General features: G+C 39.0%; 26 protein-coding genes. 23 read left to right on the top strand and 3 right to left on the bottom strand.

Annotated elements, in window-relative coordinates; all coding sequences use genetic code 11:
• Positions 1-186: 186 nt before the first annotated feature.
• From PH4a_RS17240 to PH4a_RS17210, 7 genes are all read left to right on the top strand, one after another.
• Complete coding sequence (locus tag PH4a_RS17240) at positions 187-600, top strand: hypothetical protein (RefSeq protein WP_129041539.1); 414 nt, start codon at positions 187-189, stop codon at positions 598-600.
• Positions 597-992, top strand: coding sequence for a RusA family crossover junction endodeoxyribonuclease (locus tag PH4a_RS17235; RefSeq protein WP_049203709.1), 396 nt, complete (start codon positions 597-599; stop codon positions 990-992). The genes PH4a_RS17240 and PH4a_RS17235 overlap by 4 nt, the downstream gene beginning before the upstream one ends.
• Positions 993-1,111: 119 nt before the next feature.
• Positions 1,112-1,498, top strand: coding sequence for a phage protein NinX family protein (locus tag PH4a_RS17230; RefSeq protein ID WP_129041537.1), 387 nt, complete (start codon positions 1,112-1,114; stop codon positions 1,496-1,498).
• Positions 1,491-1,832 (top strand): hypothetical protein, encoded by a 342-nt coding sequence (locus PH4a_RS17225; RefSeq protein WP_129041535.1) that lies wholly within the window; start codon positions 1,491-1,493, stop codon positions 1,830-1,832. Before PH4a_RS17230 ends, PH4a_RS17225 begins: the two co-directional genes overlap by 8 nt.
• 33 nt (positions 1,833-1,865) lie before the next feature.
• Entirely contained in the window at positions 1,866-2,486 is a 621-nt protein-coding gene (locus tag PH4a_RS17220) for a hypothetical protein (RefSeq protein WP_129041533.1), read from the top strand.
• 55 nt (positions 2,487-2,541) lie between these two features.
• Complete coding sequence (locus PH4a_RS17215) at positions 2,542-3,105, top strand: terminase small subunit (protein WP_341868137.1); 564 nt, start codon at positions 2,542-2,544, stop codon at positions 3,103-3,105.
• Positions 3,105-4,589, top strand: a complete 1,485-nt coding sequence (locus PH4a_RS17210) for a terminase (protein ID WP_129041529.1) — start codon at positions 3,105-3,107, stop codon at positions 4,587-4,589. The genes PH4a_RS17215 and PH4a_RS17210 overlap by 1 nt, the downstream gene beginning before the upstream one ends.
• A 45-nt stretch (positions 4,590-4,634) precedes the next feature.
• Here PH4a_RS17210 and PH4a_RS17205 read toward each other — a convergent pair whose 3' ends face one another.
• The gene (locus PH4a_RS17205; protein WP_129041527.1) at positions 4,635-4,925 is read right to left on the bottom strand and encodes a hypothetical protein; all 291 of its coding nucleotides are present in this window, start codon (positions 4,923-4,925) and stop codon (positions 4,635-4,637) included.
• 207 nt (positions 4,926-5,132) lie between these two features.
• On the opposite strand from PH4a_RS17205, the gene PH4a_RS17200 reads away from it, so the two are divergent.
• The 15 genes from PH4a_RS17200 to PH4a_RS17130 all read left to right on the top strand — a co-directional run bounded on the left by PH4a_RS17200 (position 5,133) and on the right by PH4a_RS17130 (position 20,811).
• Complete coding sequence (locus tag PH4a_RS17200) at positions 5,133-5,345, top strand: hypothetical protein (protein ID WP_004243356.1); 213 nt, start codon at positions 5,133-5,135, stop codon at positions 5,343-5,345.
• Positions 5,346-5,354: 9 nt separating this feature from the next.
• Positions 5,355-7,019: a portal protein gene (locus PH4a_RS17195; RefSeq protein ID WP_129041525.1), complete on the top strand. Its 1,665-nt coding sequence runs from the start codon at positions 5,355-5,357 to the stop codon at positions 7,017-7,019.
• Positions 7,016-7,330, top strand: a complete 315-nt coding sequence (locus tag PH4a_RS17190) for a Bbp19 family protein (RefSeq protein ID WP_129041523.1) — start codon at positions 7,016-7,018, stop codon at positions 7,328-7,330. The genes PH4a_RS17195 and PH4a_RS17190 overlap by 4 nt, the downstream gene beginning before the upstream one ends.
• Positions 7,331-7,359: 29 nt before the next feature.
• Positions 7,360-8,037 carry a peptidase gene (locus PH4a_RS17185; RefSeq protein ID WP_129041521.1) on the top strand — a complete coding sequence of 226 codons (678 nt, stop codon included), beginning with the start codon at positions 7,360-7,362 and terminating at the stop codon, positions 8,035-8,037.
• Between the two features lie 15 nt (positions 8,038-8,052).
• On the top strand, positions 8,053-9,033 hold the full coding sequence (locus PH4a_RS17180) for a major capsid protein (RefSeq protein WP_004243350.1): 981 nt from the start codon (positions 8,053-8,055) through the stop codon (positions 9,031-9,033).
• A 58-nt stretch (positions 9,034-9,091) separates the two neighbouring features.
• Positions 9,092-9,523, top strand: coding sequence for a Bbp16 family capsid cement protein (locus PH4a_RS17175; RefSeq protein ID WP_129041519.1), 432 nt, complete (start codon positions 9,092-9,094; stop codon positions 9,521-9,523).
• Between the two features lie 8 nt (positions 9,524-9,531).
• Positions 9,532-9,873 carry a hypothetical protein gene (locus PH4a_RS17170; RefSeq protein WP_020945807.1) on the top strand — a complete coding sequence of 114 codons (342 nt, stop codon included), beginning with the start codon at positions 9,532-9,534 and terminating at the stop codon, positions 9,871-9,873.
• 63 nt (positions 9,874-9,936) lie between these two features.
• Complete coding sequence (gene gp10, locus PH4a_RS17165) at positions 9,937-10,248, top strand: capsid staple protein (RefSeq protein ID WP_004243343.1); 312 nt, start codon at positions 9,937-9,939, stop codon at positions 10,246-10,248.
• The gene (locus tag PH4a_RS17160; RefSeq protein WP_004243342.1) at positions 10,248-10,853 is read left to right on the top strand and encodes a phage connector family protein; all 606 of its coding nucleotides are present in this window, start codon (positions 10,248-10,250) and stop codon (positions 10,851-10,853) included. Before gp10 ends, PH4a_RS17160 begins: the two co-directional genes overlap by 1 nt.
• The gene (locus tag PH4a_RS17155; protein WP_129041517.1) at positions 10,853-13,315 is read left to right on the top strand and encodes a phage tail protein; all 2,463 of its coding nucleotides are present in this window, start codon (positions 10,853-10,855) and stop codon (positions 13,313-13,315) included. The genes PH4a_RS17160 and PH4a_RS17155 overlap by 1 nt, the downstream gene beginning before the upstream one ends.
• A 1-nt stretch (position 13,316) precedes the next feature.
• Positions 13,317-13,787: a hypothetical protein gene (locus PH4a_RS17150; protein ID WP_244212912.1), complete on the top strand. Its 471-nt coding sequence runs from the start codon at positions 13,317-13,319 to the stop codon at positions 13,785-13,787.
• Complete coding sequence (locus tag PH4a_RS17145) at positions 13,787-14,335, top strand: hypothetical protein (protein ID WP_004243338.1); 549 nt, start codon at positions 13,787-13,789, stop codon at positions 14,333-14,335. Before PH4a_RS17150 ends, PH4a_RS17145 begins: the two co-directional genes overlap by 1 nt.
• A gap of 2 nt (positions 14,336-14,337) precedes the next feature.
• Complete coding sequence (locus PH4a_RS17140; RefSeq protein ID WP_129041513.1) at positions 14,338-17,124, top strand: hypothetical protein; 2,787 nt, start codon at positions 14,338-14,340, stop codon at positions 17,122-17,124.
• On the top strand, positions 17,124-20,501 hold the full coding sequence (locus tag PH4a_RS17135) for a hypothetical protein (RefSeq protein ID WP_129041511.1): 3,378 nt from the start codon (positions 17,124-17,126) through the stop codon (positions 20,499-20,501). The genes PH4a_RS17140 and PH4a_RS17135 overlap by 1 nt, the downstream gene beginning before the upstream one ends.
• Before the next feature lie 10 nt (positions 20,502-20,511).
• Positions 20,512-20,811, top strand: a complete 300-nt coding sequence (locus PH4a_RS17130; protein ID WP_129041509.1) for a hypothetical protein — start codon at positions 20,512-20,514, stop codon at positions 20,809-20,811.
• A gap of 24 nt (positions 20,812-20,835) precedes the next feature.
• Here the strand turns inward: PH4a_RS17130 and PH4a_RS17125 are convergent, their stop codons facing one another.
• A complete protein-coding gene (locus PH4a_RS17125) occupies positions 20,836-21,087 on the bottom strand; it encodes a hypothetical protein (RefSeq protein WP_129041507.1) in 252 nt (83 codons plus the stop codon).
• A 173-nt stretch (positions 21,088-21,260) separates the two neighbouring features.
• Here PH4a_RS17125 and PH4a_RS17120 point away from each other — a divergent pair, with 173 nt between their 5' ends.
• Entirely contained in the window at positions 21,261-23,762 is a 2,502-nt protein-coding gene (locus PH4a_RS17120; protein WP_129041505.1) for a hypothetical protein, read from the top strand.
• A 73-nt stretch (positions 23,763-23,835) separates the two neighbouring features.
• Here PH4a_RS17120 and PH4a_RS17115 read toward each other — a convergent pair whose 3' ends face one another.
• Positions 23,836-25,317: a phosphoethanolamine transferase gene (locus PH4a_RS17115; protein WP_129041503.1), complete on the bottom strand. Its 1,482-nt coding sequence runs from the start codon at positions 25,315-25,317 to the stop codon at positions 23,836-23,838.
• Positions 25,318-25,400 lie beyond the last annotated feature (83 nt).

Below are 25,400 nucleotides of genomic sequence, written 5' to 3'. Positions count from 1 at the left end.
ACTGGTGAGTTTTATTTGTTGTAGGTATACGATTGGGTGTCTGAGTAGTGAAAGCAGCGTATAGACGATTTGAGAGCGTTTTAAGTAGGTATGAGTTTAATTAAAAACTCTGTTTTTTTATACTTGAAAACATAACCAAATTGGATGCATTAACCATAATGATTAATCTCTTAAGGGTTATCGTATATGAAATTTATGCAGGATTTAGTTGTTGAAATATTACATGACAAGAAAAAACCGTTATCAGTTAACGAAATAACCGAGATTGCCTCAGAGCTGGATGGTAAGAAAAATCGCTCAACGACCAATTATGCGTTGATCAAGTTGATTGAATGCGCCGTTGTTGAGCGCAGAGCGGTAGTCGGCATTGGTTATTTATACACTCTAGCGCCTGATTACATGGAGCGTCTACGTGATTTAGATATCAAAAAAGAAGCCTCTTTAATGACCAAGAAGCCAGTAAAACCTACGGATAAGCATGTTATCTGTCAGAAAGGCTCACTAACTTACGTCAGAAAGAGCATACCGCCATTACAGCATGGAAAGATTGCTGATATTCATAACCGTATGAACGCAATGCTGGTGGCGGTACGTGCATGAAACAGCAAATTTATTATATCAACCCTGTACCAAAACCACGTATGACACAGCGTGACGCATGGAAGAAAAGGCCCGTTGTCGTTAAGTACCACGCTTTTTGTGACGAGATGAGAGCTAACCGTTTTACGTTACCGGAAAGCGGTGCTCACCTAACGTTTGTTATTCCTATGCCTAAATCATGGAGCAAGAAGAAACGCATTGAGATGAATGGTAAACCTCACCAGCAACGTCCTGATGTCGATAATCTGATTAAAGCCGTTATGGACGCCATCTTTGATGAAGATTGCAGGGTGTGGAATATCAGCGCGTCAAAGCTTTGGGGTGAGCAGGGAAAGATAGGGGTAACGTTACCTGAAAATACAGAAAATCATGAACTTATTACCATTCGTTAAGTTCGTGACTGAGTTAATTAATCGTTGAATGAGTTTGGGAAGAAATTATGAGTCAAGATATTGATGCTATTAGGCTTATTCAACATATCAAACAATCGTGACATGTCACGCAAAGGCAAATGATGAAAATTAAAACCTCAAAACTAAAAGGATTAGCGCTTGATTGGGCGGTAGGTAAAGCCGTTGGCGTTGATGTTCGTATTTATAAAGAGTTTATTGTTGATGCTAATAACTGCGTATATAGCCCATCTAGCGACTGGTTAAAGTGTGGTGAGTTTATTGAGACTTACGCTATCGAACTTATCAATGAGATGTTGAGTAACGATTTCGGACATTATCAAATTGCATGGTCTGCTATCTGTAATTACTTACAAGATGATTATTACGATGGTGATATACCTCAAGAGGCAATTTGTCGTGCTACTGTCGCTGTGGTGTTAGGTGGTGAAGTCGATGTGGTGTTAGGTGGTGAAGTCGATGTGCCAAAGGAGTTAGTAAATGGCTAAATCACCTGCTGAACGTAAGGCACTACAACGTAAGCGCCAAAAGGAGCTTGGCGTAACAAAGATTGAATTGCTGGTGGATAATCAAGAGCTGGAGATGTTACAGCGTAATTGTGTTCTGCGTAGGCCTGGTCGTGAGCCGTATGATGTTATTGAATACTTGCAGATGCTTATTCGTAAAGATGATGCAGAGTATAAGCGACAAGCTGAGGAGCTATCTAAGCGTAAATGTGAGTGCTGTGGTGAACAGTTACCCGTTCAGCAATGTTGTTTATCTGGTGATGCTAAATGCTGGGTAACAAATGGCTGGCGTGAAATGATGTTGAGGGTAGAATGATAAAATGTTAATTAATTAGGATGGATTTAAGGAATGGAATTTTTAAATACAGTTGGAGATATTATTTCTTCATTTTTTAAAAATTTACCTCAGTACGCCGCATTGATTACTGCAAGTGTGGCAATACTGTTATTTATAAGTAAAGAACTTATTGAAAAATGTAGAAAAATAAAAGTTAATGAGAAAGAGAAAATAGCACTAAAGAAAATATTATCTACATACAATTATAGAAATAAAGTCATAATAAATCACATAATCGAATATATTGATTCATTAATTAACGGTGACGATTGCATTTGTAAATTCATAAATGACAATGAATATTACTTAAGTCGTATTGTTATCGATGGAAATGGAAAAAAGATAAGAAAAACGCAATTAGTTTTAAATATACAAAATGAGCAATATGAAAAGAGACTGTTTGATTGTATAAGAATTGATGATGAATTATTCGAATATTTATCTGATGTGTATACGAGAACTAGTCTGGATATCATTAACATCCCTCATCATATGAAGTTGCTAGGAATAGATGGTGATATATCTGATAGCGATAAGTCTTTAATTACCAATGAAAGATTACTTATTCTAAAGGGCCTGTTAACAAAAACATTAGCTGCAATAGCAACCTTAGACAAAGAGTGTAAAAAATAATCATGGTTTGATGTTTATCTTTTTGATAGCCATAATAACCAAAGAGGTGATGATTATGACTATCAAAAGACCAAGAAAGAAACCTGCACGACAGCCAACGCCTATCAACGACAAGATGGAACGTTTCTGTCAGGAATATATCAAATCCCCCGATAATCAAACTGATGCTGCAATCTCTGCTGGATATGCTTCTGGCAGTGCTTGCAAGCGCGCATCACAGCTAATGGCTGATCCCCGTATTCAAGAGCGTATCGCACAACTTATGCAACAGCGCAATAAGCGTACCAAGATGAGTGCTGACAATGTACTCAAACGCTTGGTAGATATGCTTGATGCAGATATTGCCGATATTCTCAATGAGAAAGGCGATATTAAACCAATATCAGAATGGTCTCCTATTTGGCGAAAAAGTGTTGCTGCATTCGATATCATTGATATTGACGGTGATACACGCATTAAAAAAGTGAAGTTACTGGATAAAATTAAGGTGCTTGAACTGATTGGTAAGCACGTTGATATCAATGCCTTTAGAGACAGAGTACAGGTCGATGTAAACGTATCATTGGCTGATAAGTTGGCATCTGCTCGTAAACGTGCTCAGCAAGGGGGCGTTGAGTAATGTCAGAAGCTTTACAGAAATCACCAGAAGAACAACTCATTGAAGATATCGCATCATTTACGCATGATCCATTAGGTTATGCGTATTACGCATTTCCGTGGGGTGAAGCTGGCGGAGAGCTTGAAGAATACAATGGCCCTCGTCAGTGGCAAGCCGAAGCATTAAATGAAATCGGTGAACATCTACGCAATCCAAAGACACGCCACCAGCCATTGTTACTTGCTCGTGCTTCTGGGCATGGTATCGGTAAATCGGCATTTATCTCTATGCTTATAAAATGGGGTATGGATACCTGCGAAGACTGCAAAGTTTTAGTTACTGCCAATACTGAGAAACAATTATTAACCAAAACATGGCCTGAAATTGCTAAGTGGCAACGTCTATCTCTTACCAAAGATTGGTTTACTTGCACTAAAACAGCTATCTATGCCAATGACCCTAGCCATGCCCATGCATGGCGCGCTGATGCGTCACCATGGTCAGAGAACAACACGGAGGCATTCGCAGGGCTTCACAACAAAGGCAAGCGTATTATCTTGGTGTTTGATGAAGCATCTAACATTGCGGATCTGGTATGGGAAGTTGCCGAAGGGGCGTTAACGGATGAAGGCACCGAAATCATTTGGATTGCATTCGGTAACCCAACTCGTAACACAGGGCGCTTTCGTGAGTGCTTTCGTAAGTTTAAACATCGTTGGAACACCAAGCAGATTGATAGCCGTACCGTTGAAGGTAGCAACAAAGAGCAGATTAAAAACTGGGAAGAGGACTACGGCGAAGATAGCGACTTCTTTAAAGTCCGTGTTCGTGGTGTGTTCCCGTCAGCATCAGAACTGCAATTTATTCCAACAGGCCTAACGGATGAAGCCATGAAGCGCATTGTCACACAGGCAGAAGTTGCTCATGCGCCTGTAATCATTGGTGTCGACCCCGCCTATTCTGGTATTGATGATGCGGTGATTTATCTGCGCCAAGGTTTATTTAGCAAGTGCTTGTGGGTGGGCTTTAAAACAACTGACGATGTTGTTATGGCAAAGCGTATTGCTGACTTTGAAGATCAATACAAGGCTGACGCTGTGCATATCGATTTTGGTTACGGTACCGGTATTCACTCTATTGGAACAAGTTGGGGACGCGTGTGGCGTTTAGTCAAGTTTGGTGGTGCATCAACAGATCCACAAATGCTGAACAAACGCGGTGAAATGTATAACAGCGTTAAGACATGGCTAAAAATTGGTGGGGCTATTGACGATCAAGAAACCGCAGATGATTTGTCATGTGGTGAATACAAAGTTCGTGTTATCGATAGCAAGATTGTACTAGAAGATAAAACAGAAATTAAAAAGCGTCTTGGTCGTTCACCGGGTAAAGGTGATGCGCTCGCACTGACGTTCGCCTATCCAGTCACCAAAATAGATAGAAATTACTCCTCACCTAATTCTGGCGTTAATGTCAGCAATTCAGATTACGATCCATTCGCATAAAAAAGCCCCCAGTTAAGGAGGCTCTTTAATGTGTGATTGTCTGGGTTATTCTTTGTCGCGGATAGCTTTATGTTTTTCACACTCAGCGCCATATTCACAGCATTCAGTGAACCCACCTTCAATCTCTTTATACCAGTAATGCTCACCATCGTGATTAGTGCTGTGCTTATCTGCTGCGAAACCAGCGTGCTTATCTTTTTCATCAGCAACTACAATGTTCGGAATTTTTCCTTGCTTAATTGCATCGTATAACTCGCAGATAGCATCCCAATCACGACCACCATTTGGGAAGTATTCCTGCATTACTGATATTGCTTCATCTTTTTTGTTGCTCATATTTTCACCTTTACATAGTTAAAAAAAAGCCCTCTGGAGTAGAGGGCAAACAGTCCTAAGGTAAAGCACGCTGTCGTGGTAACAATACCGAGAAAAAATGCAGTGGCATTGCATAACCAAAATGGTAGTTATAATTTTCAATATTGTCAAATAACATGTATTATTAATTTAATATGCAATATTGGTTAATTATAAAGGTGTGTCGATATGTGTAATCCATTTGGCAATACTCCAAAAATTACAACTCCTCCTGCTGTTCAGGCAGCACCTCAAGAACAAGATGCGGCAGTAACGGGTAGTCGTGATGATGAAATGCGTCGTCGCCGTGCAGCCGCAGGTCGTAAGTCTACGTTACTAACAGGTGCGCAAGGTGCGACAAGTTCAGCATCCACTAGCGGTAAAACCTTACTTGGTCAATAAGGGGTGACTATGTCAACGCCATTGAAAGAACAGCTACTGCAACAGCTTAATCAGTTGGAAACAGAGCGTAGCTCATTTGAACCGCATTGGCGTGAATTGTCAGATTTCACTCGTCCTCGTAGTACGCGCTTTACTGCATCTGATGTTAATCGAGGTGATCGCCGTAATAGTAAGATCATTGACCCTACGGCATCTTTAGCTTCATCGGTGCTTTCCAGTGGAATGATGTCGGGTATTACAAGTCCTGCTCGTCCTTGGTTTCGTTTAGCAACACCTGATCCTGATTTAATGGATTATGGCCCTGTAAAACTTTGGCTAGAAACCACAGAACAACGCATGAACGAAGTGTTCAATCGTTCTAACCTCTATCAGTCATTACCGTTGATGTATGGCGATTTAGGTACCTTTGGTACTGCTGCAATGGCAGTTGTTGAAGATAGCCAGCGTATTATCCGTACCGTTCATTTCCCTCTAGGTAGTTACTACATTGCGAATAGCCCAAGCCTGAGTGTTGATGTTTGCTATCGCAAATTTACGATGACAGTTCGCCAGTTGGTGATGGAGTTCGGGCTTGATAGCGTCAGCGATACTGTTAAATCAATGTGGAATTCAAGCCAGTACAGCCAATGGGTTGAAGTGGTTCATGCCGTATATGCAAACCTTGAACGACAAACAGGAAAGTTAGAGGCGAAGCATAAGCCTTTTAAATCCGTTTATCTTGAAGTGGCTGGCGATAACGAGAAAGTGTTACGTGAATCTGGCTATGATGAATTTCCTATTATGGCGCCACGTTGGGAAGTGAATGGTGAAGATGTTTACGGTTCATCTTGCCCTGGTATGTTAGCGTTAGGTGGTACTAAAGCGCTTCAATTAATGCAAAAACGTAAAGCGCAGATGATTGATAAGCTGACCAATCCACCTTTACAAGTACCTGCATCATTAAAAAACCAACGGGTAAATACCATACCCGGAGGCATTAACTATCTTGATGAAGCCAATCCCACTAATAAAATTCAAACGATTTTTGATGTTCAACCCGTAGCATTGAAAGCACTACTTGAAGATGTTCAAGATACCCGTCAACTGATTGATACCGCTTACTTTGTTGATTTATTCCGCATGATGCAAATGGTGAATACGCGCTCTATGCCGATTGAAGCCGTTGTTGAAATGCGTGAAGAGAAGCTATTGCAATTAGGGCCTGTTCTCCAGCGTCTTGATTCTGAGTTACTCGACAAGCTGATTAATCGCACTTTCTCAATCTTGGTAAACAAAAATTTACTTCCCGTTGCGCCTGATGAAATGCAGGGAATGGATCTAAAGGTTGAGTACATTTCTGTTATGGCTCAGGCACAGAAAGCGATTGGTGTTGGCAGTATCGAACGCTTTGCTGGCTTTGTTGGCAATCTGGCAAAAGTTAAGCCTGAAGCCCTTGATAAGCTTAATGCTGATGATGCTATTGATAATTATGCGTCTGCTATTGGTGTCTCTCCAACTATCGTTGCAACCAATGAGCAAGTACAAGCCATACGTCAACAACGACAAGCACAGCAACAACAAATGGCTCAGATGCAAATGGCGCAGTCCGCTATTGATGGTGCTAAAACGCTCAGTGATACCAATCTTGATAATGATAGTGCCTTGTCTGCTATGGCGGGTGGAGGTGCTCAATGACACATCCACTCGATGCGTATGAGGACGAGAGAATTGCTCGTACTGAATACGATATTCAACAAAAAAATAGGCAAGAGAAAGAACAACAACAGCTAAAAGAGGTTATGTCCACAGAAGCTGGGCGTGCTGTTATTTGGCGTTTGATTTCTGACTCTGGCGTATTTCGTAACTCTTTTTCTAACGATCCCTATGCAACTGCCTTTAGAGAGGGCGAGCGTAACTATGGGTTAAAAGTTTTCAATCAATTACACCAAGTTTGCCCTGAGCTTTATGCGCAAATGGCAAATGAAGCAGTTACACCAAGCGTTTAACCAAGATTTAAAGAATGGGAGAAACAGTCATGAACTTATGGCAGGAATTAATCATGCGTCGCTTGTATAACGAGCAACACAGCGAGGGAGGTGAAGGTGGTGGCGGTACTACAATGGAACCTACTCAAAAAACATCAGCAACAGATAAAAATGAACCACCAGCAAACAGTGATGATCCTAATAAAAACACTGAAAAAGAGGATGGTGGAGATCAGGGCAAGCCGATTGATAAGAAAAATGATGCCAATAAATCAGATATAGGTGCGCCTGAAAAGTATGAATTTAAAGCACAACAAGAAGGGCAAGAGCTTGATAAAGGTGCATTAGAAGTCTTTGAGCCGATTGCTCGCGAGCTGAATTTAAACAACGAACAAGCGCAAAAACTAGTTGATGTTTATGGCTCTAAAATCATGCCAGCGATTAATAAGCAACTTGCTGAAGGTTGGCAAAAACAGACAGAGCAATGGGCTGAAACTGTTAAAGCAGATAAAGAGCTTGGTTCCGCTGAATCTATCGGTGCGGCACAAAAAGCAATGGATAAGTTCGGTTCACCTGAACTGAAACAGTATTTAGAAGAGTCAGGACTAGGTAACCATCCTGAGCTTATTCGTATCTTTGCCGGTGTTGGCAAAGCAATGTCAGAGGACGGTCTTGTCGCTGGCAACAGTAACGGCAGTAAAAGTGCTGCTGATGTTTTATTTGGATAACAAAGAGGAAATAACATGCCTGCTTTAACTCTCGTTGATTGGGCTAAACGACAAGGCCCTGACAGCAAGCAAGCGAAGATCGTCGAATTGCTGAATCAGTCTAATGAAATTCTTGATGATATGGTTTTCGTTGAAGGTAACTTACCAACGGGTCACCGTACAACCGTTCGTACTGGTTTACCATCTGCAACATGGCGTTTGCTTAACTATGGTGTACCACCAAGCAAATCAACCACAGCACAGGTTACTGATGCGATTGGTATGCTTGAAACCTATTCTGAAGTTGATAAAGATCTTGCTAATTTGAACGGACAAAAGAATGAATTTCTATTGTCTGAATCAATTGCATTCTTAGAGTCAATGAATCAGCAAATGGCTGAAACAGTTATTTATGGTGATGCGACGGTTCATCCTCAGCGCTTTACGGGATTAGCTGCACGCTTTAACGATATGAAAGCAAAGAATGCAGTCAACATCATTGATGCTGGTGGTACTGGCAGTAACTTAACTTCTGTGTGGTTAGTGGTATGGGGTGAAAACACGGTTCACGGTATTTTCCCTAAAGGTTCTAAAGCAGGTTTAGAGCAAAACCATTTAGGCGAAGTTACTTTAGAAGATGAGAACAAAGGTAAATACCAAGGCTTTCGTACTCATTTCCAATGGAAAAATGGTATCTCAGTTCGTGACTGGCGTTATGTTGTCCGTATCGCCAATATTGATTTATCCAAAATTGGTAAAGATCCAGAAAAAGCGGACACACTCGATTTACCAGACTTGTTTATTCAAGCAATTGAGAAGATCCCTAACCTTTCTATGGGGCGTCCTGTTTTTTATTGTAACCAGCAAATCCGTAGCTGGATGCGTCGCCAAATTAAAAACAGCAAAAACGTCAATATTTCTATGGCAGAAGTTGCCGGTAAGAAAGTTGTTTCATTCGATGAAATTCCTGTTCGCCGTGTTGATGCCATCTTAACGACTGAAGATCAGGTGAAATAAGTTATTGCGGTGTCGTTTAACGGCTCCGCTAACTTTCATTTATTTGGAGATAGTCAAAATGATTTTAGATAAAGAAACGCTTTTTTCACTGGATCAGGCGGTTACTGCATCTGCTGTAAGTAAGCAAATTATCGACTTAACGCCAGTGCATGGCGCATTTCGTGATATCGGTATTGGTGAGCCATTAGAGCTGTTTGCACAAGTGACTGAACAGGCTAAAGCAGCAGGTGAAGCGACGGTTCAAATTAAGTTAGAAACCGCGACAGACGATAAATTCTCTGATGCTAAATCTATCTTTGAATCTGTGGCAATGCCAATTGCTGATTTAAATGCAGGTAAACGTATTGTGGCGAAGGTACCTCAAGGCGTTCTGAAGTACCTGCGCCTGCAATATGTTGTTGCAGAAGGTCCATTAACAGCGGGTAAGTTCACTGCGGGCATTAACCTAACTGTTGATGCTCATCCTATTTACGATGCTGTAACTCAATAAGGTGTGACATGTCACGATATAAGGTTTTAAAAAAATCATTTATCGCTGGGCGTCTACTTGAAATCGGTGAAGAGGTTGAGTACGACGGTATAGCTGGCGATAACTTAGCGTTAATTGGTGGCGCTGATGCTCGACTTAATACTCATAGTGTGGCTGATGGGGCTGGTGATAATACTGGTGAAGGCATAAGTAATATTGCTGTAAGCGGTTCTGGTGTGGCGATTGATTCAAGCCTAGATGCGCTTCGTGAGCAATATACCCAGCTATTTGGTAAAGCACCTCATCACAATATGGGCGCAGATAAAATGCGCACTGCAATAGATGAAAAGCGGAAAGAACTTGGGGTTTAACCCCCGATGATAAAGGGGGCGAAAGCCCCTTTTTTATTTTCTACTTGAGCCGAGAGATATCCGATGAAACTAATCAATCTAAAAACCAGCACAGAAACTTATGAAAATGCCAAAGGTGAAAAAGAAACTCGTGAAGAATATCCATACGGGCTACGTATTTCACTTGAAAACGACACAATAGAAAAGCTAGGTGTTTCTATTCCTGATGTTGGTGAAAGTATTGAGCTGTCTGCTGTTGCCAAAATACTGTCTAAATCTATTAATGAACGTGAAGGGAAGAAGTCAGTATATGTAGAGCTACAAATAACCGATCTGGCTCTAGGTGCAGGCGACACAAAATCAACGGCAGATGTTCTTTTCGATGGAGGTGAGTAATGGCCTCAGAAATTGAAATCTGCAATATTGCATTAAGTCGCATTGGTAATAGTCGTTCAATTAATAGCATGACCGAAGCCAGCAAAGAAGCCGTTCAATGCAACCTTCATTATGCGCAATGCCGTGATAGTGTGCTGGCCGATTTTCCTTGGAACTTTGCGACTAAAAAGGTGGCATTAGCCAATACAAATAATCCCCCACCTAATTGGGCGTATGCCTATCGCTATCCTAATGATTGTCTAAAAGCCATTGGTATTGTCGAACCTCATCAAAAGTACCGTAGACCAGATACAGCAATCCATTTTCATGTTGGTTCAGATGAGAATGGCACTGGTCGCTTAATTTTTACTGATCACCCTAGTGCATGGCTTGAGTATGTTGCACGTATTACTGACGTCAATATGTTTGATGCGTTATTTAAAGATGCCCTTGCATGGCGTTTAGCGGCTGAATTGGCTCGTCCATTGGCATCAAATGCGGGTATTGGTGGTGAGGCATTACAAATTTACCAAGGTGTTATTAAAAGTGCGGCCGCACATTCATTAAGTGAGTCAGCAGAGCCAACTGATTATATGGATGAATTCACACAAGCGAGGTTGTCATAATGCCATTTAGTCTTATTCAACCTAGTTTTTCAGGCGGTGAAATTGCACCAAGCCTATATGGTCGTGTTGATCTTGCGAAGTATTCAACTGCACTGCGCAAGTGCCATAACTTTATTGTTCGTCAATATGGTGGCGTTGAGAATAGACCAGGCACACGATTTATTGCTGAAACAAAGTATCAAAATAAGAAGTCTCGCCTTATTCCTTTCCAATTCAGCACCGTACAAACCTATGCGTTAGAGTTTGGTGATCGTTATATTCGCGTATTTAAAGATGGTGGTCAGGTTCTCTATGCTGATGGTGAACATAAAGGCGAAGTGTTTGAGTTAGAGACACCTTATAAAGAAGCTGATTTGTTTGATTTGAAGTATACGCAATCAGCCGATGTTATGACGATTGTTCATACTGATTATCCACCAATGGAGTTACAGCGTTACGATCATGATGATTGGAAGTTAGTCTCCGTTGAAACCAAGAACGGTCCATTTGAAGATATCAATACCGATAAGGTAATGAAAGTTTATGCCAGTGCAAGCACGGGGCAAATTACGTTAACGTCTACGCATGATATTTTTGGTACCGAGCAAATAGGTAAGCAGTTCTATTTAGAGCAACGTGATATTGATGCGGTTCCTGTATGGGAAACAGATAAAACAACCAACCTTAATGATCAACGCCGTGCTGACAGTAACTACTATCGTGCCAATAGTGGCGGTAAAACAGGAACACTAAGACCGTCTCACACGGAAGGAATGAGCTGGGATGGTTGGGGTGGTGATACAGGGATCCAGTGGGAATATCTGCATAGTGGTTTTGGTATCGTAAAAATTGAAACTGTAAGTGAAGATGGTAAAACAGCCACAGGAAAGGTGATCTCTTATATTCCATCCAATGCCGTTGGTGAAGACAACGCCAGCCATAAATGGGCGCGTGCAGTGTGGAATGATGTTGATGGTTATCCAAGCACTGTTGTTTATTATCAACAACGTTTATTCTTTGCTGGCTCTCGAGCCTACCCACAAACGATATGGGCCAGTCGTAGCGGTGACTATAAAGACTTTGGGCGCAACAATCCTATTCAAGATGATGATCGCATTATCTACACGTATGCAGGTCGTCAAGTTAATGAAATTCGCCATTTGATTGATGTAGGTTCGCTGGTGGCATTGACATCTGGCGGTGAATATCAAATCACAGGCGATCAGAACAAAGTACTTACACCTTCCAGTTTTTCAATGTCATCACAAGGTGCTAACGGTTCAAGTGATTTACCGCCAATCTCTGTTGCGAACATTGCGCTTTATATACAAGAGAAAGGTAGTGCTGTGCGTGATTTATCGTACTCCTTTGATGTTGATGGGTATCAAGGCACTGACTTAACTATGTTGGCAAATCACCTATTTCAACGTCACCGCATTGTTGATTGGTCGTTTACTACGGTTCCATATTCTATTGCATGGTGCATACGTGACGATGGGTTAATGCTGGCTTTAACCTATTTAAGAGAACAACAAGTTTTTGCATGGGCGCCACAATCGACAGAAGGGAAATTTGAGTCAACGTGTTCGATCAGTGAAGGCAATGAAGATTCAGCCTATTTTATTGTTCAGCGTACAGTAAACGGCAAACAGGTTCGGTATGTAGAGCGCTTGGCTAGCCGTTTATTTATTCGTACAGAAGATGCTTTCTTTGTGGATTCTGGCTTAAGTTATGACGGTAGAAATACTGATGATGTAAAAACAGCAACCATCACTGGCGGTTCGGGTGAGTGGAACTATCAAGAAAACTATCCATTAGTGATTTCAGGTGATCCGGTCTTTAGTGCTTCTGATATTGGTAGTGCCGTCAATATTCCTTATTTTGAAGATAATGAACACAAAGAGCTTCGCTGTAAGATTGTTCAATATGTATCTGCAAATCAAGTGGTTATTTCTGCTAATCGCAATATTCCACCAGCATTACAAAATACGCCCACTACTGAATGGAGCATTGCCCGCTATCTCTTTGCTGGCTTAAATCATCTTGAAGGTAAGACGGTTAATATTCTTTCTGACGCTAACGTTTCACCACAGGCTATTGTCACCAATGGTGCAGTGGAAATTGATACACCATCAGCCGTAGTACATATCGGACTACCTATTACCAGTGAATTAGAAACGCTTGATATCCATATCAATGGGCAAGAAACATTACTTGATAAGAAGAAACTTATTAAGGTTGCCAGCTTAATTGTAAATAGTAGTAGGGGTATTTGGGCTGGTACTGAAAAAGAACGGCTATATGAGTATCCTCAACGTCAATTCGAGTTTTACGACAATCCTGTTGATGATGCCACAGGCATTGTTGAAATTAATTTAGATGCAGATTGGAGCAAAAACGGACGTGTCTTTATTAGACAGGTTGATCCTTTACCGTTAGCGGTGCTCTCTGTTATTCCGCGTATTGATGCTGGTGGATTCTGATATGAAAAAACATCATGTACAAATTACTCCTGCCACTCATGAACATATTGTTCGTTTATTGCCACATGTAAGACAAGCTGATGTTGATGAGTTCTACGCTATGTCAATGCAAACACCTGAACAGGTATTACGGCATGGCTTATCTGTTTCTACTAAAGCTTATGCCGGCATTATTAATGATGAAGTCGTGACTATTTTTGGTGTTGCTTCTGGCTCATTACTTACTGGCTTAGGTGTCCCTTGGCTAGTGGGGACTGATTTATTAGAGCAACACCAGAAAGCCTTTCTACGGCGCTGTAAACCCATTTTAAAACAGATGTTAGGGCAATACCCAACACTGATGAATTATGTCGATGAACGTAATCATATTGCTAAGGCTTGGCTCCATTGGTTGGGGTTTCAGATTGAAGAAGCAAAGCCAGCAGGTTTACTTCAGTTACCTTTCCATCGTTTTACATTGAGGGCTAAATAATGTGTGAACCAACAACATTAGCGGCTGCAGTGATTGGTACTTCTGCATTGCAAGCATACGGACAATATACCGATGGTAAATTTCAAGCATCAGTGGCCAATCAAAACGCCAAAATTAATGAAGATGCTGCGCTTGATGCAATTAATAAAGGAAACGCTCAGGCACAAGAACAGCGTAGACGTACTCGCCAATTAGCCGGCACACAGGCGGCAACAATGTCAGCCAGTGGCATTGATTTAAGTACTGCAGGTGCTTTAGATATTTTGGGTGATACTGCTGCAATGGGTGAGCTTGATGCGTTAACTATGGTCAATAACGCTTCTCGTGAAGCGTATGGCTATCGTATGCAAGCTGAGAATGATCGCCTTAATGCAAAAATGGCAAGACGTTCAGGCAATATGGGTGCAATGACAACGTTATTAACAGCACCTATTCAAGCTTATGGCGCGTATCAGTTGGCTGGTGGTACATGGAGTCCATTCGGTGGTGGTGGCTCAGGTGCTGCGAAAGCTGGTAAGACATTTGCTAAAGCACCAAAAGGATTTTAATTATGCCAAAGGTTCCTACATACGATAATAGAACGGTTATGCCTGAGCAGTTACCAAATAATGGGTTTTCTGTTCAATCATCACCAGATGCTTTTGGCGCGGGCTTTGGTCGTGTTGGTGAGCAATATGTTGGTTTATTTGCAGAAGCAAAACAAAGAGCCAATGTTGCACTGGCGCAAGATGCCGCATTACAGCTACGACAGAAAGCCAACGAACTGATGACCGATCCACAAAATGGATTACTTTCTCAACAAGGTAAAAATGCGATTGGTAAAGCGTCTGAGTATGAGCAGTCATTTCGTGATTATGCTGGTGAAATATCATCAACATTACCTGACGATATTGTTCGACAAAGCTTTATGCAACAAGCGCAAGAAATGGGTGTTCAGTTTGCATCACAAGCGAATCGTCATGAGATGGGGCAAATCAAAGCTTATGAACAAGATCAGTTTCAATCAACGCTAACATTAAATGCAGAGTCTGCCGCATCAATGTACGGAGATAATCAGGCTTATATCTCTGCACATAAACAAGTGTTTCAGCAAATAGAAGAGTTTGGATTATCACACGGTTGGGGTGAAGAGCAGATCCTCGCCAAGAAACAAGAATTCAAAGTGGCAACTGCTCGTAAAGCGATTGAAAATCAACTCGGTGCTGATTATATGGGGTTCTTAGAACGAAATGGAGAACCTTCAAGCCTTGGTACTGTAAGTAGAGAACCAACCAATGATGCATCAAATAATAATACAAGAGGCGTTAGAAACAATAACCCCGGTAATATTCGACTATCTAGCAATAAATGGGTAGGGCAAACCGGTGATGATGGTGCATTTGCTAAGTTTGCCACACCTGAGCACGGAATTAGAGCATTAGGTAAAAATCTACTTTCTTATGCTCGACAAGGGTTTGTTACACCAGAGCAGATCATTAATCGTTGGGCGCCACCAGAAGATAATAATGATACTCAGGCATACATTGAGTATGTATCTGATTACCTCGGTGTTGCACCTAATCAGCCATTAGACTTAACGAATTTAGATACCTTAACGCATTTATCGACAGCGATAATGTATAAAGAGAATGGGCGTAACCGTGTTAATTACACTGATGAGCAGATAGCAACAGGCATACAGTCAGCACTTGGTTTTGTTGAGTTACAAGCGACATCTGAAGCACCAAAACTATTAACTGGATCTGCCGCTTTCGATGCCTTAGATGAAGCTGACCAAGCAAAATATTTACGACAAGCAGAACAGTTACGTAAGCAAAAACAAGGTGAGTTACAGCAACAATTCGGTACTCGTGTAGCTGACTCTTACGCAGCATGGGAAAGAGGACTTGATGCACCTAATGCGCCTACTCATGATGAGTTAATCTCTGCGTTTGGCTATGACAAAGGTTCTGCTATGTCTGCCGATATGCAAGAAGCTAAGCGTTATGCTGGTTTTATGTCAGCAGCTAAAGAGATGTCTCCACAAGCACAGCAGGCTTTGTTATCTCAAATCAGACCACAAACGGGCGAAGCAAACTACGAAAGCAAAATTCAACGTTGGGAGAAATTTGGTAAGTTCGTTGAAGGTAATATCAAGGAACAAGATAAGCAGTTTGCTGCTAACCGATTACAACTTTCAATACAAAATAACTTTCCGCTTGATCCTAATGATAAGAATAATCAGCAGGCAGCAGATGATTACTTTGAACAACATATTCAGCAGAGCTTTAATTTACGTGATGATAATAGCTTAAATGCCGTTGCTGAACTTACAGCAAGAACAGGGATTATCCCATCACAAGTTAAGTCTGTATTGAATATGGGGGCAACGTCTAAAGATCCTGAAGTTGTTCTTCCTATCGCGAAAATGTATGGGCAGATATTTGATAACAATCCGGCATCAGCGACTGATATTCCATCAAGCACAATGGCGTATTACTCAAAAGTATATAGTTTAAGTCGAGCTGGTATGCCTGATGAGAAAGCGGTAGAAACTGCATTTAAGACGACATTTGAACAAGATGAACGCACTAAGCAAATGATCGCTTCTCAAATCAGGGATAAAGGATATATCAAGGATAGAGATAAAGCAGCGCAATCTAATATCAATGATTTTTACCCTTGGTATAAACCATTTTCTTCACCAAGCGTTAGTAAGCCTGGTACTCAAAATGGCGCTTACTTACGTGACTATCAAACACTGTATGACGCTAACTTTGCTGAAACAGGCGGTGACGCAGAACTAGCCAAGAAAATGACCAACGCTCAAATTAAAAGAACGTGGGCGGTATCTAATATCAATGGCAGTGAAGAGGTTATGCGTTATGCACCCGAAGCCGTATACGGTATTAATGAATCAGGTGCTGGCAACTGGATCGCTGGACAATGGGAAGAAGAGAAAAAGCAATTAATGTCTAAGTCATTTGGTGGCGCTTCTTCTGGCACTGAAATCGTTATTGTCTCTGATGCAGTGACTCCCAGAGATTACAGCTACGGCATAATGATAAAACAAACCGGTAGTGATGATATCCCTATTTATCGCCCATACACGGGAGATAACGGTTTACCTATTCGCTTTAAACCAGAACAGTCATCATCACCAATGTATAAAGAGGTAATGGAAAAACGCCAGCAAAGCGTTAAGGAAGCTCAGGATAAAAGGGAACGAGAAGAAGCATTGGATAAATCGCGCTCAGAATTTGATGAACGTCGTCAAAGTATCCGTGAGCAATATAAAGAAGCTCACAATGAGCGAGTAAATAAATTCAATAATTATTTTTCTTGGGATAAAGACTGATGCCTATTTACGAACAACAACCTGATGATGTTTTATCTGCGGATATTAATGCTGTTCAGCAAACAGAACCTACTTATGGTGATAATGTTTCACCGTCTTGGTATGACCCTATTAATCCGCTTGATGATAGACGGCAAACTAAAGAATTACGTGATGCGGCGTTTCGTATCGATAACTCAGTGGGTAGCTTGATTGCTACTGCACCTTTTAATCAATTTGAAGATGTAGAAGGTTATAACCCATTTGAAGATGAATTAACGCTTTCAGGTTATGAAGACTATGCCGATGCCTTTATTCATTCAAACTCTCCTCAAGAAACCGCAGCAATAAAACAACGCATTGATCGTGAGAAGAACGACAGACAGCAATTAATGGATTCAGGCGGTGCCGGTATTGTGAGTAGCATAGCAATGGGGGTTATTGATCCAATTAATGTTGCTGCAATGATGATACCGGGTGGGGCAATAGTAAAAGGCGGTAGTGTTGGTGCAACCGCAGGTAAGTTTGCATTGGCAAATACTGCTGGTGGCGTAGCTTCTGAAATGGCATTACATAGTACCCAAGAAACACGAACATTAACTGAGAGTGCGATTAACGTTACGCTGGATGCCATGATCGGTGGAACCTTAGGTTCAGCTGCGCAATTAGTTAGAAATCGAGGTGAGTTAATTAATAAAGTTAGAAATGACATTATTGAGCCTCAACCAAGTAATAATCCACCAGCCAATCAATCTGGTGATCGAAGCATTGGTGCTGCGGAAGTTGCTAATACCACACTTGAACAAGAGACACTAAAAGGGCCCTCTTTTGTTAATAGAACAATGATGGTTAGCCCTGTTGGCCGTGTTGCTCAATCACCTTCTAAAACAGCGCGCCAAATTAACCAACAACTTACAGAAAATAACTTTACCTTTGCTAAAAATGAAGAAGGTATTGCGACATTTACCGCTGTTGAAACAAAAGTGAGAGGTTATGAAACACTTGTTTATAAGCAAGTAGAATCGACGAAAGATCACTTTAAACAGTATCGTCAATCTGGTGGCCGTGATATGAGCTATTACCAATTTAGTGAAGCTGTTGGTGACGCTATGCGCAATGGTGATACTCATGCGATACCACAAATTACAGAGGCGGCACGTTCTATTAGACCTATTGTCGAAGCAACCAAAGATAGAATGGTTGAATTAGGGATCTTACGTGAAGGTGTAAAGGTGACAACAGCACAAAGCTACTTCCCTCGTATTTATAAATTCGACAAAATTTTAAATGATCGTACTGAGTTTAAGAAAATCATTGCTGACTGGTTAGAAGAGATTAATCAAACCTCGATAAATAAAGCCAAAGGTAGTCTTGATCGTGCTGAAATTGGTATTGATAAAGCACGTAACGCTTCACCACAAGCTGAACGTTTAGGGCTTGAAATTAAAGAGGCTGAGAGTTGGTCAGGTAAAAAATCCTTGTTGATGGATGATATTAATAAATACCAAAAAATCATTAATGAAAAGAGTGCGGTAGAAGTTGAGTTAAATTCACTTTCTAATCTTGCTAAATTAAATAAAACACAAACAAGAAGACAAGCAACATTACAAAGAAAATTACAGCGTATTAATGATGCTGAGAATAAATTGCCTGCGTTACAACGTAGCGTAGATATTCTTGATAACCCTCGCAAGTTTAGAAATGAACATCGTCGTTTAACACGAACTGCGAATTCATTAACTCGTCATGACAGAATTAGACAATCGGCATTAAATCGCATGACACCTTTAGAGCGTGAAGAGTTAGATGCCGCAGCAGATGATATCGTTAATAAAATTATCGGGGCACCGTCAGGCATTGTACCCAGTGAACTGATCCCCGATGGGTTAGTTAAACGTGCTGGTTTTACAAAAGATAGAACCCTAAACATTCCTGATGAACGCATTAAAGACTATCTCGAATCAGATGTTAACTATGTAATGGAAAACTATATTCGCCAAGTCGCGCCTGAAATTGAACTCACGGCTAAATTTGGTCGTGTTGATATGGATAATCAAATCAAAGCGATTACAGAGGAATACAACCATCTTATTGCTGATGCAACCACACCTAAAGAACGTAGCCGATTAGAAGCGAGAAGAGAGGCTGATTTACGTGATATTCGTGCTATGCGTGATCGTCTATTAGGAACTTATGGCGCACCTAAAGATCCCTCTAGTTTCTTTGTTCGTGCCGGTCGTGTGGCTCGTCACGTTAACTTCTTACGTTTATTGGGTGGCATGACAATATCATCATTACCTGATATGGCTCGTCCGATTATGCAACACGGTTTACGTAGTGCGTTAAAACCATTGGGTAAGATGCTAACTGATATCGGTGCTATGCGTATTGCTAAAGCTGATTTACGTGAAATGGGTATTGGTCTTGAATATGTATTATCCAGTCGTTCTAAGGTGATTGCTGACCTTAATGATCCATATAGCAGACGTAGTTATTTAGAACGTGGGTTACAATGGTCATCACAGAAATTTGGCAACCTTACGTTGATGAATCAATACACCGATACTATGAAAATGTGGTCTGGTGTTATTACTCAATCTAAGGTACTTAGAGCGGCAAATACTTTAGATGCTGGTGGTACGCTAAGTAAACAAGAAATAAAGAAGCTGGCTCATATTGGTATCGATGAATCAATGCTAAAGCGTATAGCAGATCAGTTTAAGCGACACGGTGAAGACTTAGACGGCATGTTAACAGGACATAGCCACTTATGGGATGATCGTGTTGTGCGTGAAACTTTCCAAGCGGCAGTATTAAAAGACGTAAGAACCACGGTTATCACACCGGGCATTGGTGATACACCATTAATGATGAGCAGTGAACTAGGTAAGATAGTTATGCAGTTTAAAACCTTCTTCTTTGCTACTCACAATAGAGCGCTGGTCTCAGGCATACAATCGGGTGATGCATCATTTTATTATGGGGCATTACTTCAGGTAGCACTTGGATCCCTAGTCTATGTTCTCAAGGCCAAAATGGCAGGACGAGATATTAATACCGAACCGGCTAATTTAGTAAAAGAGGGTTTAGACTGGTCAGGAATGATGGGCTGGTTAGGTGAGCCTAACAACGTATTGGAAAACCTGAGCGGTGGTACTTATGGTATGAGTGCCATGTTTGGTGGTCCACCAGCATCACGTTATCAAAGTCGTAATGGGATTGGTGCCTTATTAGGTCCTACATTTGACCTTGGTGGTGATATTAAAAACATTACATCAGGTGTATTAAATGGTGAGTTTGATGATAGAGAAGTGCGATCTGTACGCAAACTATTACCTTTCCAAAACTTGTTTTATTTGTCACCATTATTAAATCAGGTTGAGGAGCAGATGAAGTAGAGAAAACGCCATGTGGAATAAAGATAAGTTATTAAAATTACAGAAAGATTATGATGATGCAATGCTTAATTATAATACAGCAAAATATATTCTTATTGTCTGTATTTTTGGTATGTTTATGAGTTTTCTATTTCCACATGGCGAAACCGTATTATTTGTTTTTGCGACAATAGGTTTATGTTTGTACTTTTTTCACTGCAAAGATAAGCTTAAAAAAGTAGAGCTGGTAATGGATGATGCTTGTAAAAGTCTTTTTGGTAAAAAATATAAAGAATCAAAAAGTGATTTTATTAACGAAATATATAAATAGCACCGCTTAAGCGGTGCATTGTTCTCATTTCTTTAATTCAGCTAAAATACATTCCACTAACGGTATTATATTTTTATTGCCTCTCATCTTTTGAACTATAAAGTTTCTCATTGCTATCAGTTCTACAAGCGGAGCTGATATATCATGACCATCTTCTCCCATCTTTGTTAAAAGCGCTTCAAGGTTTGATTTTGCAATTAACTTTTCAATCCCTTCATCGGTATTCACTACATCTGGATAGTTAGCTGGTGCAGGGTATTTATACTTCTTTTCCATTGCTAAAGTCCTTACTAATGAAAATAATTACGCAAGCTATAATAATGTAAATGTATTAAAATGTTCATCTAAATGGTTAATTTAATTTTCTATTTGATAACCATTATTGCAAATATGGATATATTTTGTAGTTAAACGTATCATATCCTCATCAACACCAGAGGAGATGAGCAATGACGGTATCTACTGAACTAAGCCATGAAGAGTATGTAGGTAATGGCGTAACAACGGATTTTGATTTCCGCTTCCGTATCTTTGAAAGCAAGCATTTGATTGTTGTGGTTGCTGACAGTGAGGGAAATGAAACAACATTAAAGAATGGTACTGATTACACTATTGTTGGAGCCGGTTCTTTTCATGGCGGCAAGGTGGTTTTAAATAAACCTTTAGCTCAAGGCTGGAAGATATTATTAGAACGTGATTTACCCGTTGTACAAGAAACTGACTTACGTAATCAGGGGAAATTCTTTGCAGAAGTACATGAAGATGCTTTTGATTATCTAACGATGTTAATTCAAAAAGCATTAGGTACTTTCTCGTTGAGTCTGCGTAAACCTACTTATTTATCGAACTATTACGATGCAAAAGGTAATCGTATTGCTAATTTGGCACCGCCAAAGTTAGGTACTGATAGTGCCAATAAAGACTATGTTGATAACAGTATTAAAGATATTGATAGTAAGACCTTAAGGGTAAAGGATAAGCCTATTAATGCGTTACCAAATACTGAACAACGCGCCAATAAAATTTTAGCGTTTGATGATAAAGGTCAACCAATAACAGTTTTACCTGAGAGTGGATCGGCTTCTGATGTGTTAATTGAATTAGCAAAACCCACAGGCTCCAAATTAATTGGATTTGGTCAAACAACAGTCGATGAAAAGTTAAAAGAAATCAAATCAGTAATAGATTATGGTGTGAAAGGTGATGGTAGTGATGAATCGTTAAAATTACAAGATGCAATTAATTCTGGTTCAGTTATTGTTCCTGATGGAATCAGAATTAGCGTTTCTGACATTACAATACCAAAAGGAACTATTTTTAAATTTGGTAAAAATTCAGAGTTGCACTGCATGGAAGTAGATAGCATTAAATTTGAGGCTGATAAAAAATATCTTGTAAATCCCAGTGATGTTGGTACTTCAACAGTAATAAAACTACAAGATGCTATACCTAATGACACTAAATTTATTAAAGTCTATCGTCCTTATAATCAATCACAAGCATGGTATGATCAATATTCAACCGACCCTAAAGAATTAGGCTACACTGCGGATATTTATCGTGTTGAGTCGATATCAGGTAATGACGTTACATTACGATCACAGCTTGAATTTACATTGGATAAATCTTCATTTGTTACATTAATTAATGGGAAAACAACAAAATTTTATAATGGACATATTACAAGTAAAGATAAAGGGAATTATATGTTTGCTCATTGGGGCATATCAGATGTTATTTGGTATGGAACTGAGTTTACATTCGGTAGTGGTGGAATTAGATTTAATAACTCAACTAATATTTACTGGTACTACTGTAAGTTTAATAATCCGGTGAAAGGTTATTCTATTTCACTGAATTATGGTACAACGGATTGTCTTGCTAGTAACTGTGTTTTTTATGGTGGTCTTGTATCAGATGCTCAATATGTAACATTTGCAGGTTGCCGTCGGATTAATAGTGTTAGAAACCATTATTATTTAGATAAAGATGAAACAACGTTATCTGGTTTCTATATTGGAGCTAAGTGCATTGATTGTAAATCTATTGATGACACGTTTAATAGCGGACGATATGGAGTATGCATTTATTATGGTGCGCAACATGCACAAGTGATAAGACCCTCTCTAATTAATCAGTCAGTTGCTGGTATACATGGCGAGCGAAGTCAATATTTCCATATTGAAGATCCATATATAAAGTTCTCTGCGTCGTTAGGTGTAAGCGATTTAACATGGGGTGCTATTGTTATTCGTGACTGTGATGAGTATGCAATAGATGCAGAAAAAATACCTATTTTAGCAAAAGAGAGAATGCTCAGTATTCATACAACAACTAGCCGTGGCCAAACAAAAAGTAATATTACTATTATGGTTAAAGGCACGGGTTCTGTTTCTATTAGTTCACTAATGGAAGATTCATACATCCGTATCAATACTGATTCTTATATTAGTATCTATCAAAATGAAGGTGTCATGAATCGGATTCATTTAGATAAATGCGTGGCTAAATATATTCAACTATGGCACATGTCGTACTCTATCATTTCAAAATGTCGAATTATTGGTGATGGAGCTACCACTGCAATCCAATTACAAGGTAATGAATCAAAATGGAACGAGTTTAAAGGAAATTACTTTGATAGGCATAGCAAAGGTATACAATTAGAAGCGACAAATATTGCAAAGTTCACTAATAGTATTCATGATGATAATATGTTTGTTAATGTAGAAACAAAAATAACTAACAAAGTATTATCTACTGATAGCCCTTTAGTGCCTTACACAATATCACGCATTCCGCAGATTGGATTTAAATTATATGTTACTGAACAGTACGACAGCTTCAATTTAGCTCGGTCTATACGTTATTTTAGGCATTCAGGAAAAAATTCAGGAAAAAAATCAGACTGGTTTAAAGTGACAATAGATGAAGTAATAATGTCAGATTAGATGGCATTATATTTTTATATAAGTAATTGTTAAGGCTACTAAAACTATTTAGTAGCCTTTTGATGATTTTTTATTATTTTGTTACATCATTAGCCGGTTGATCTTTCAAACTATTGAATTTAATCATTTCTTTCCAGTTAAAAACTTCAACATCATTATTGTTATTCATTTCTAATATATCAAAATATTCACTATCTTTTTTTGTTTTTATTCCTAATATATTTTCATATATATCTATGAAATTATAGGCACTTATATTTTTATTTATATTAACATGAGAGTTATCTGTTCTATTTATAATAAAAAATGGAACTTCATAATTTTGCTTAAATTTGGAACCGACAACTGGTGTTCCATCTTCTCTAATTTGAGTTCCATGATCTGAAAAGTAGACAATAGAGTAGTCTCTAGGATAATTATCAAGTGTTGATTTTATGTTTTCTATGAAGGAATCAAGCTTTGCAATAGTTGCTATATAACAATCTAAGTCCTCACTGTTACCATATTTAATTAGCGGGAATCCATGTAATCTATAACATGTTTGTGGATGAGAACCCATCATATGAATGAATATAACTTTTCTTTTTTTATTATCTTTCAATACAAGATTTAAAATATTAATTAATTCTAAATCATCTATATTCTTATCTCCATAGTCACCATCTTTTAAAAAATATGGATGTTTACTTCTTAGCGCTATTCTTGTAATTGGAGTATCATAGTAACCAGTAAATCCTTGATTTGATATCCAAAAGGTATCAAATCCAGCAGCATTCGCTAAAGTTACTACGTTGTCTTCTTCTTTTATATTTGAATGATCTACTTTAGCAAGAGTTCGTTGTAATGAATGAGATGTATTTGGTGCAGTGGATATATATCCATCAATGAAATATCCATTTGCTGATTCAAGGAACGGTGTATTTTTATGCTTAAAACCATATAATGACATAAAGTCTTTTCTTACACTTTCACCAATAATTACAATTAAATCTTTATCTTTATTTTCATCTTCATATATTTCCCATGATGGTTTTTTATTTAATGATTCTATAAAACTATCTTTATGTAAGTAATACTGTTTTATTGTTTTAGCTGTTTGTTTTGAAAATAAATAATATGGTGATGTGTAAATTAGCGGTGCTGATATTAATAATATGATAAATAGGTTTGAGTTTTTATTAAATTTGTAACAATTTATCAGGTTTAAAATTATTGATAAATAAAAAATAAAATAAATCAAAATATGTTCATATTTTATCCCAAGAATAAACTCATAAGCTTCCATTAGATTTGTTTCAAACAATGATGCTATATAACCTATATTGGGGAATCCATATATGAAACCAGTATAAAAATAAAATGATAGTATGAAAAGAGATACTGATGACAATATTATTGTCAATTTATTTTTGCTTGTTATATAAACTAATAATATTGAAATTATTAATTTCCAAGAAACTTCACTAAATCCCATGCCATAGTATGATATAACCGAAATTATTATTGATAAAGCTATTGTTATTATATTGTTTTTGTCTAAGATTCTATTTAACATTATTCATCCAGAATACAAAAAATAAAAATTATGTTTATATTTTCGCCAGCGCTTATTATTTTTTTATAAGCGTATAGCTCTAC

It is taken from the genome of Proteus hauseri (genome assembly GCF_004116975.1).
Lineage (GTDB): Bacteria > Pseudomonadota > Gammaproteobacteria > Enterobacterales > Enterobacteriaceae > Proteus > Proteus hauseri.
This window is presented reverse-complemented; position numbering and strand designations above follow the sequence as displayed.

What these genes read in the sequence shown, in the direction of transcription:
- PH4a_RS17240 (WP_129041539.1), top strand. Translation starts at nt 187, where the DNA reads ATGAAATTTATGCAGGATTTAGTTGTTGAAATATTACATGACAAGAAA.
- PH4a_RS17235 (WP_049203709.1), top strand. Translation starts at nt 597, where the DNA reads ATGAAACAGCAAATTTATTATATCAACCCTGTACCAAAACCACGTATG.
- PH4a_RS17230 (WP_129041537.1), top strand. Translation starts at nt 1,112, where the DNA reads ATGATGAAAATTAAAACCTCAAAACTAAAAGGATTAGCGCTTGATTGG.
- PH4a_RS17225 (WP_129041535.1), top strand. Translation starts at nt 1,491, where the DNA reads ATGGCTAAATCACCTGCTGAACGTAAGGCACTACAACGTAAGCGCCAA.
- PH4a_RS17220 (WP_129041533.1), top strand. Translation starts at nt 1,866, where the DNA reads ATGGAATTTTTAAATACAGTTGGAGATATTATTTCTTCATTTTTTAAA.
- PH4a_RS17215 (WP_341868137.1), top strand. Translation starts at nt 2,542, where the DNA reads ATGACTATCAAAAGACCAAGAAAGAAACCTGCACGACAGCCAACGCCT.
- PH4a_RS17210 (WP_129041529.1), top strand. Translation starts at nt 3,105, where the DNA reads ATGTCAGAAGCTTTACAGAAATCACCAGAAGAACAACTCATTGAAGAT.
- PH4a_RS17205 (WP_129041527.1), bottom strand. Translation starts at nt 4,925, where the DNA reads ATGAGCAACAAAAAAGATGAAGCAATATCAGTAATGCAGGAATACTTC.
- PH4a_RS17200 (WP_004243356.1), top strand. Translation starts at nt 5,133, where the DNA reads ATGTGTAATCCATTTGGCAATACTCCAAAAATTACAACTCCTCCTGCT.
- PH4a_RS17195 (WP_129041525.1), top strand. Translation starts at nt 5,355, where the DNA reads ATGTCAACGCCATTGAAAGAACAGCTACTGCAACAGCTTAATCAGTTG.
- PH4a_RS17190 (WP_129041523.1), top strand. Translation starts at nt 7,016, where the DNA reads ATGACACATCCACTCGATGCGTATGAGGACGAGAGAATTGCTCGTACT.
- PH4a_RS17185 (WP_129041521.1), top strand. Translation starts at nt 7,360, where the DNA reads ATGAACTTATGGCAGGAATTAATCATGCGTCGCTTGTATAACGAGCAA.
- PH4a_RS17180 (WP_004243350.1), top strand. Translation starts at nt 8,053, where the DNA reads ATGCCTGCTTTAACTCTCGTTGATTGGGCTAAACGACAAGGCCCTGAC.
- PH4a_RS17175 (WP_129041519.1), top strand. Translation starts at nt 9,092, where the DNA reads ATGATTTTAGATAAAGAAACGCTTTTTTCACTGGATCAGGCGGTTACT.
- PH4a_RS17170 (WP_020945807.1), top strand. Translation starts at nt 9,532, where the DNA reads ATGTCACGATATAAGGTTTTAAAAAAATCATTTATCGCTGGGCGTCTA.
- gp10 (WP_004243343.1), top strand. Translation starts at nt 9,937, where the DNA reads ATGAAACTAATCAATCTAAAAACCAGCACAGAAACTTATGAAAATGCC.
- PH4a_RS17160 (WP_004243342.1), top strand. Translation starts at nt 10,248, where the DNA reads ATGGCCTCAGAAATTGAAATCTGCAATATTGCATTAAGTCGCATTGGT.
- PH4a_RS17155 (WP_129041517.1), top strand. Translation starts at nt 10,853, where the DNA reads ATGCCATTTAGTCTTATTCAACCTAGTTTTTCAGGCGGTGAAATTGCA.
- PH4a_RS17150 (WP_244212912.1), top strand. Translation starts at nt 13,317, where the DNA reads ATGAAAAAACATCATGTACAAATTACTCCTGCCACTCATGAACATATT.
- PH4a_RS17145 (WP_004243338.1), top strand. Translation starts at nt 13,787, where the DNA reads ATGTGTGAACCAACAACATTAGCGGCTGCAGTGATTGGTACTTCTGCA.
- PH4a_RS17140 (WP_129041513.1), top strand. Translation starts at nt 14,338, where the DNA reads ATGCCAAAGGTTCCTACATACGATAATAGAACGGTTATGCCTGAGCAG.
- PH4a_RS17135 (WP_129041511.1), top strand. Translation starts at nt 17,124, where the DNA reads ATGCCTATTTACGAACAACAACCTGATGATGTTTTATCTGCGGATATT.
- PH4a_RS17130 (WP_129041509.1), top strand. Translation starts at nt 20,512, where the DNA reads ATGTGGAATAAAGATAAGTTATTAAAATTACAGAAAGATTATGATGAT.
- PH4a_RS17125 (WP_129041507.1), bottom strand. Translation starts at nt 21,087, where the DNA reads ATGGAAAAGAAGTATAAATACCCTGCACCAGCTAACTATCCAGATGTA.
- PH4a_RS17120 (WP_129041505.1), top strand. Translation starts at nt 21,261, where the DNA reads ATGACGGTATCTACTGAACTAAGCCATGAAGAGTATGTAGGTAATGGC.
- PH4a_RS17115 (WP_129041503.1), bottom strand. Translation starts at nt 25,317, where the DNA reads ATGTTAAATAGAATCTTAGACAAAAACAATATAATAACAATAGCTTTA.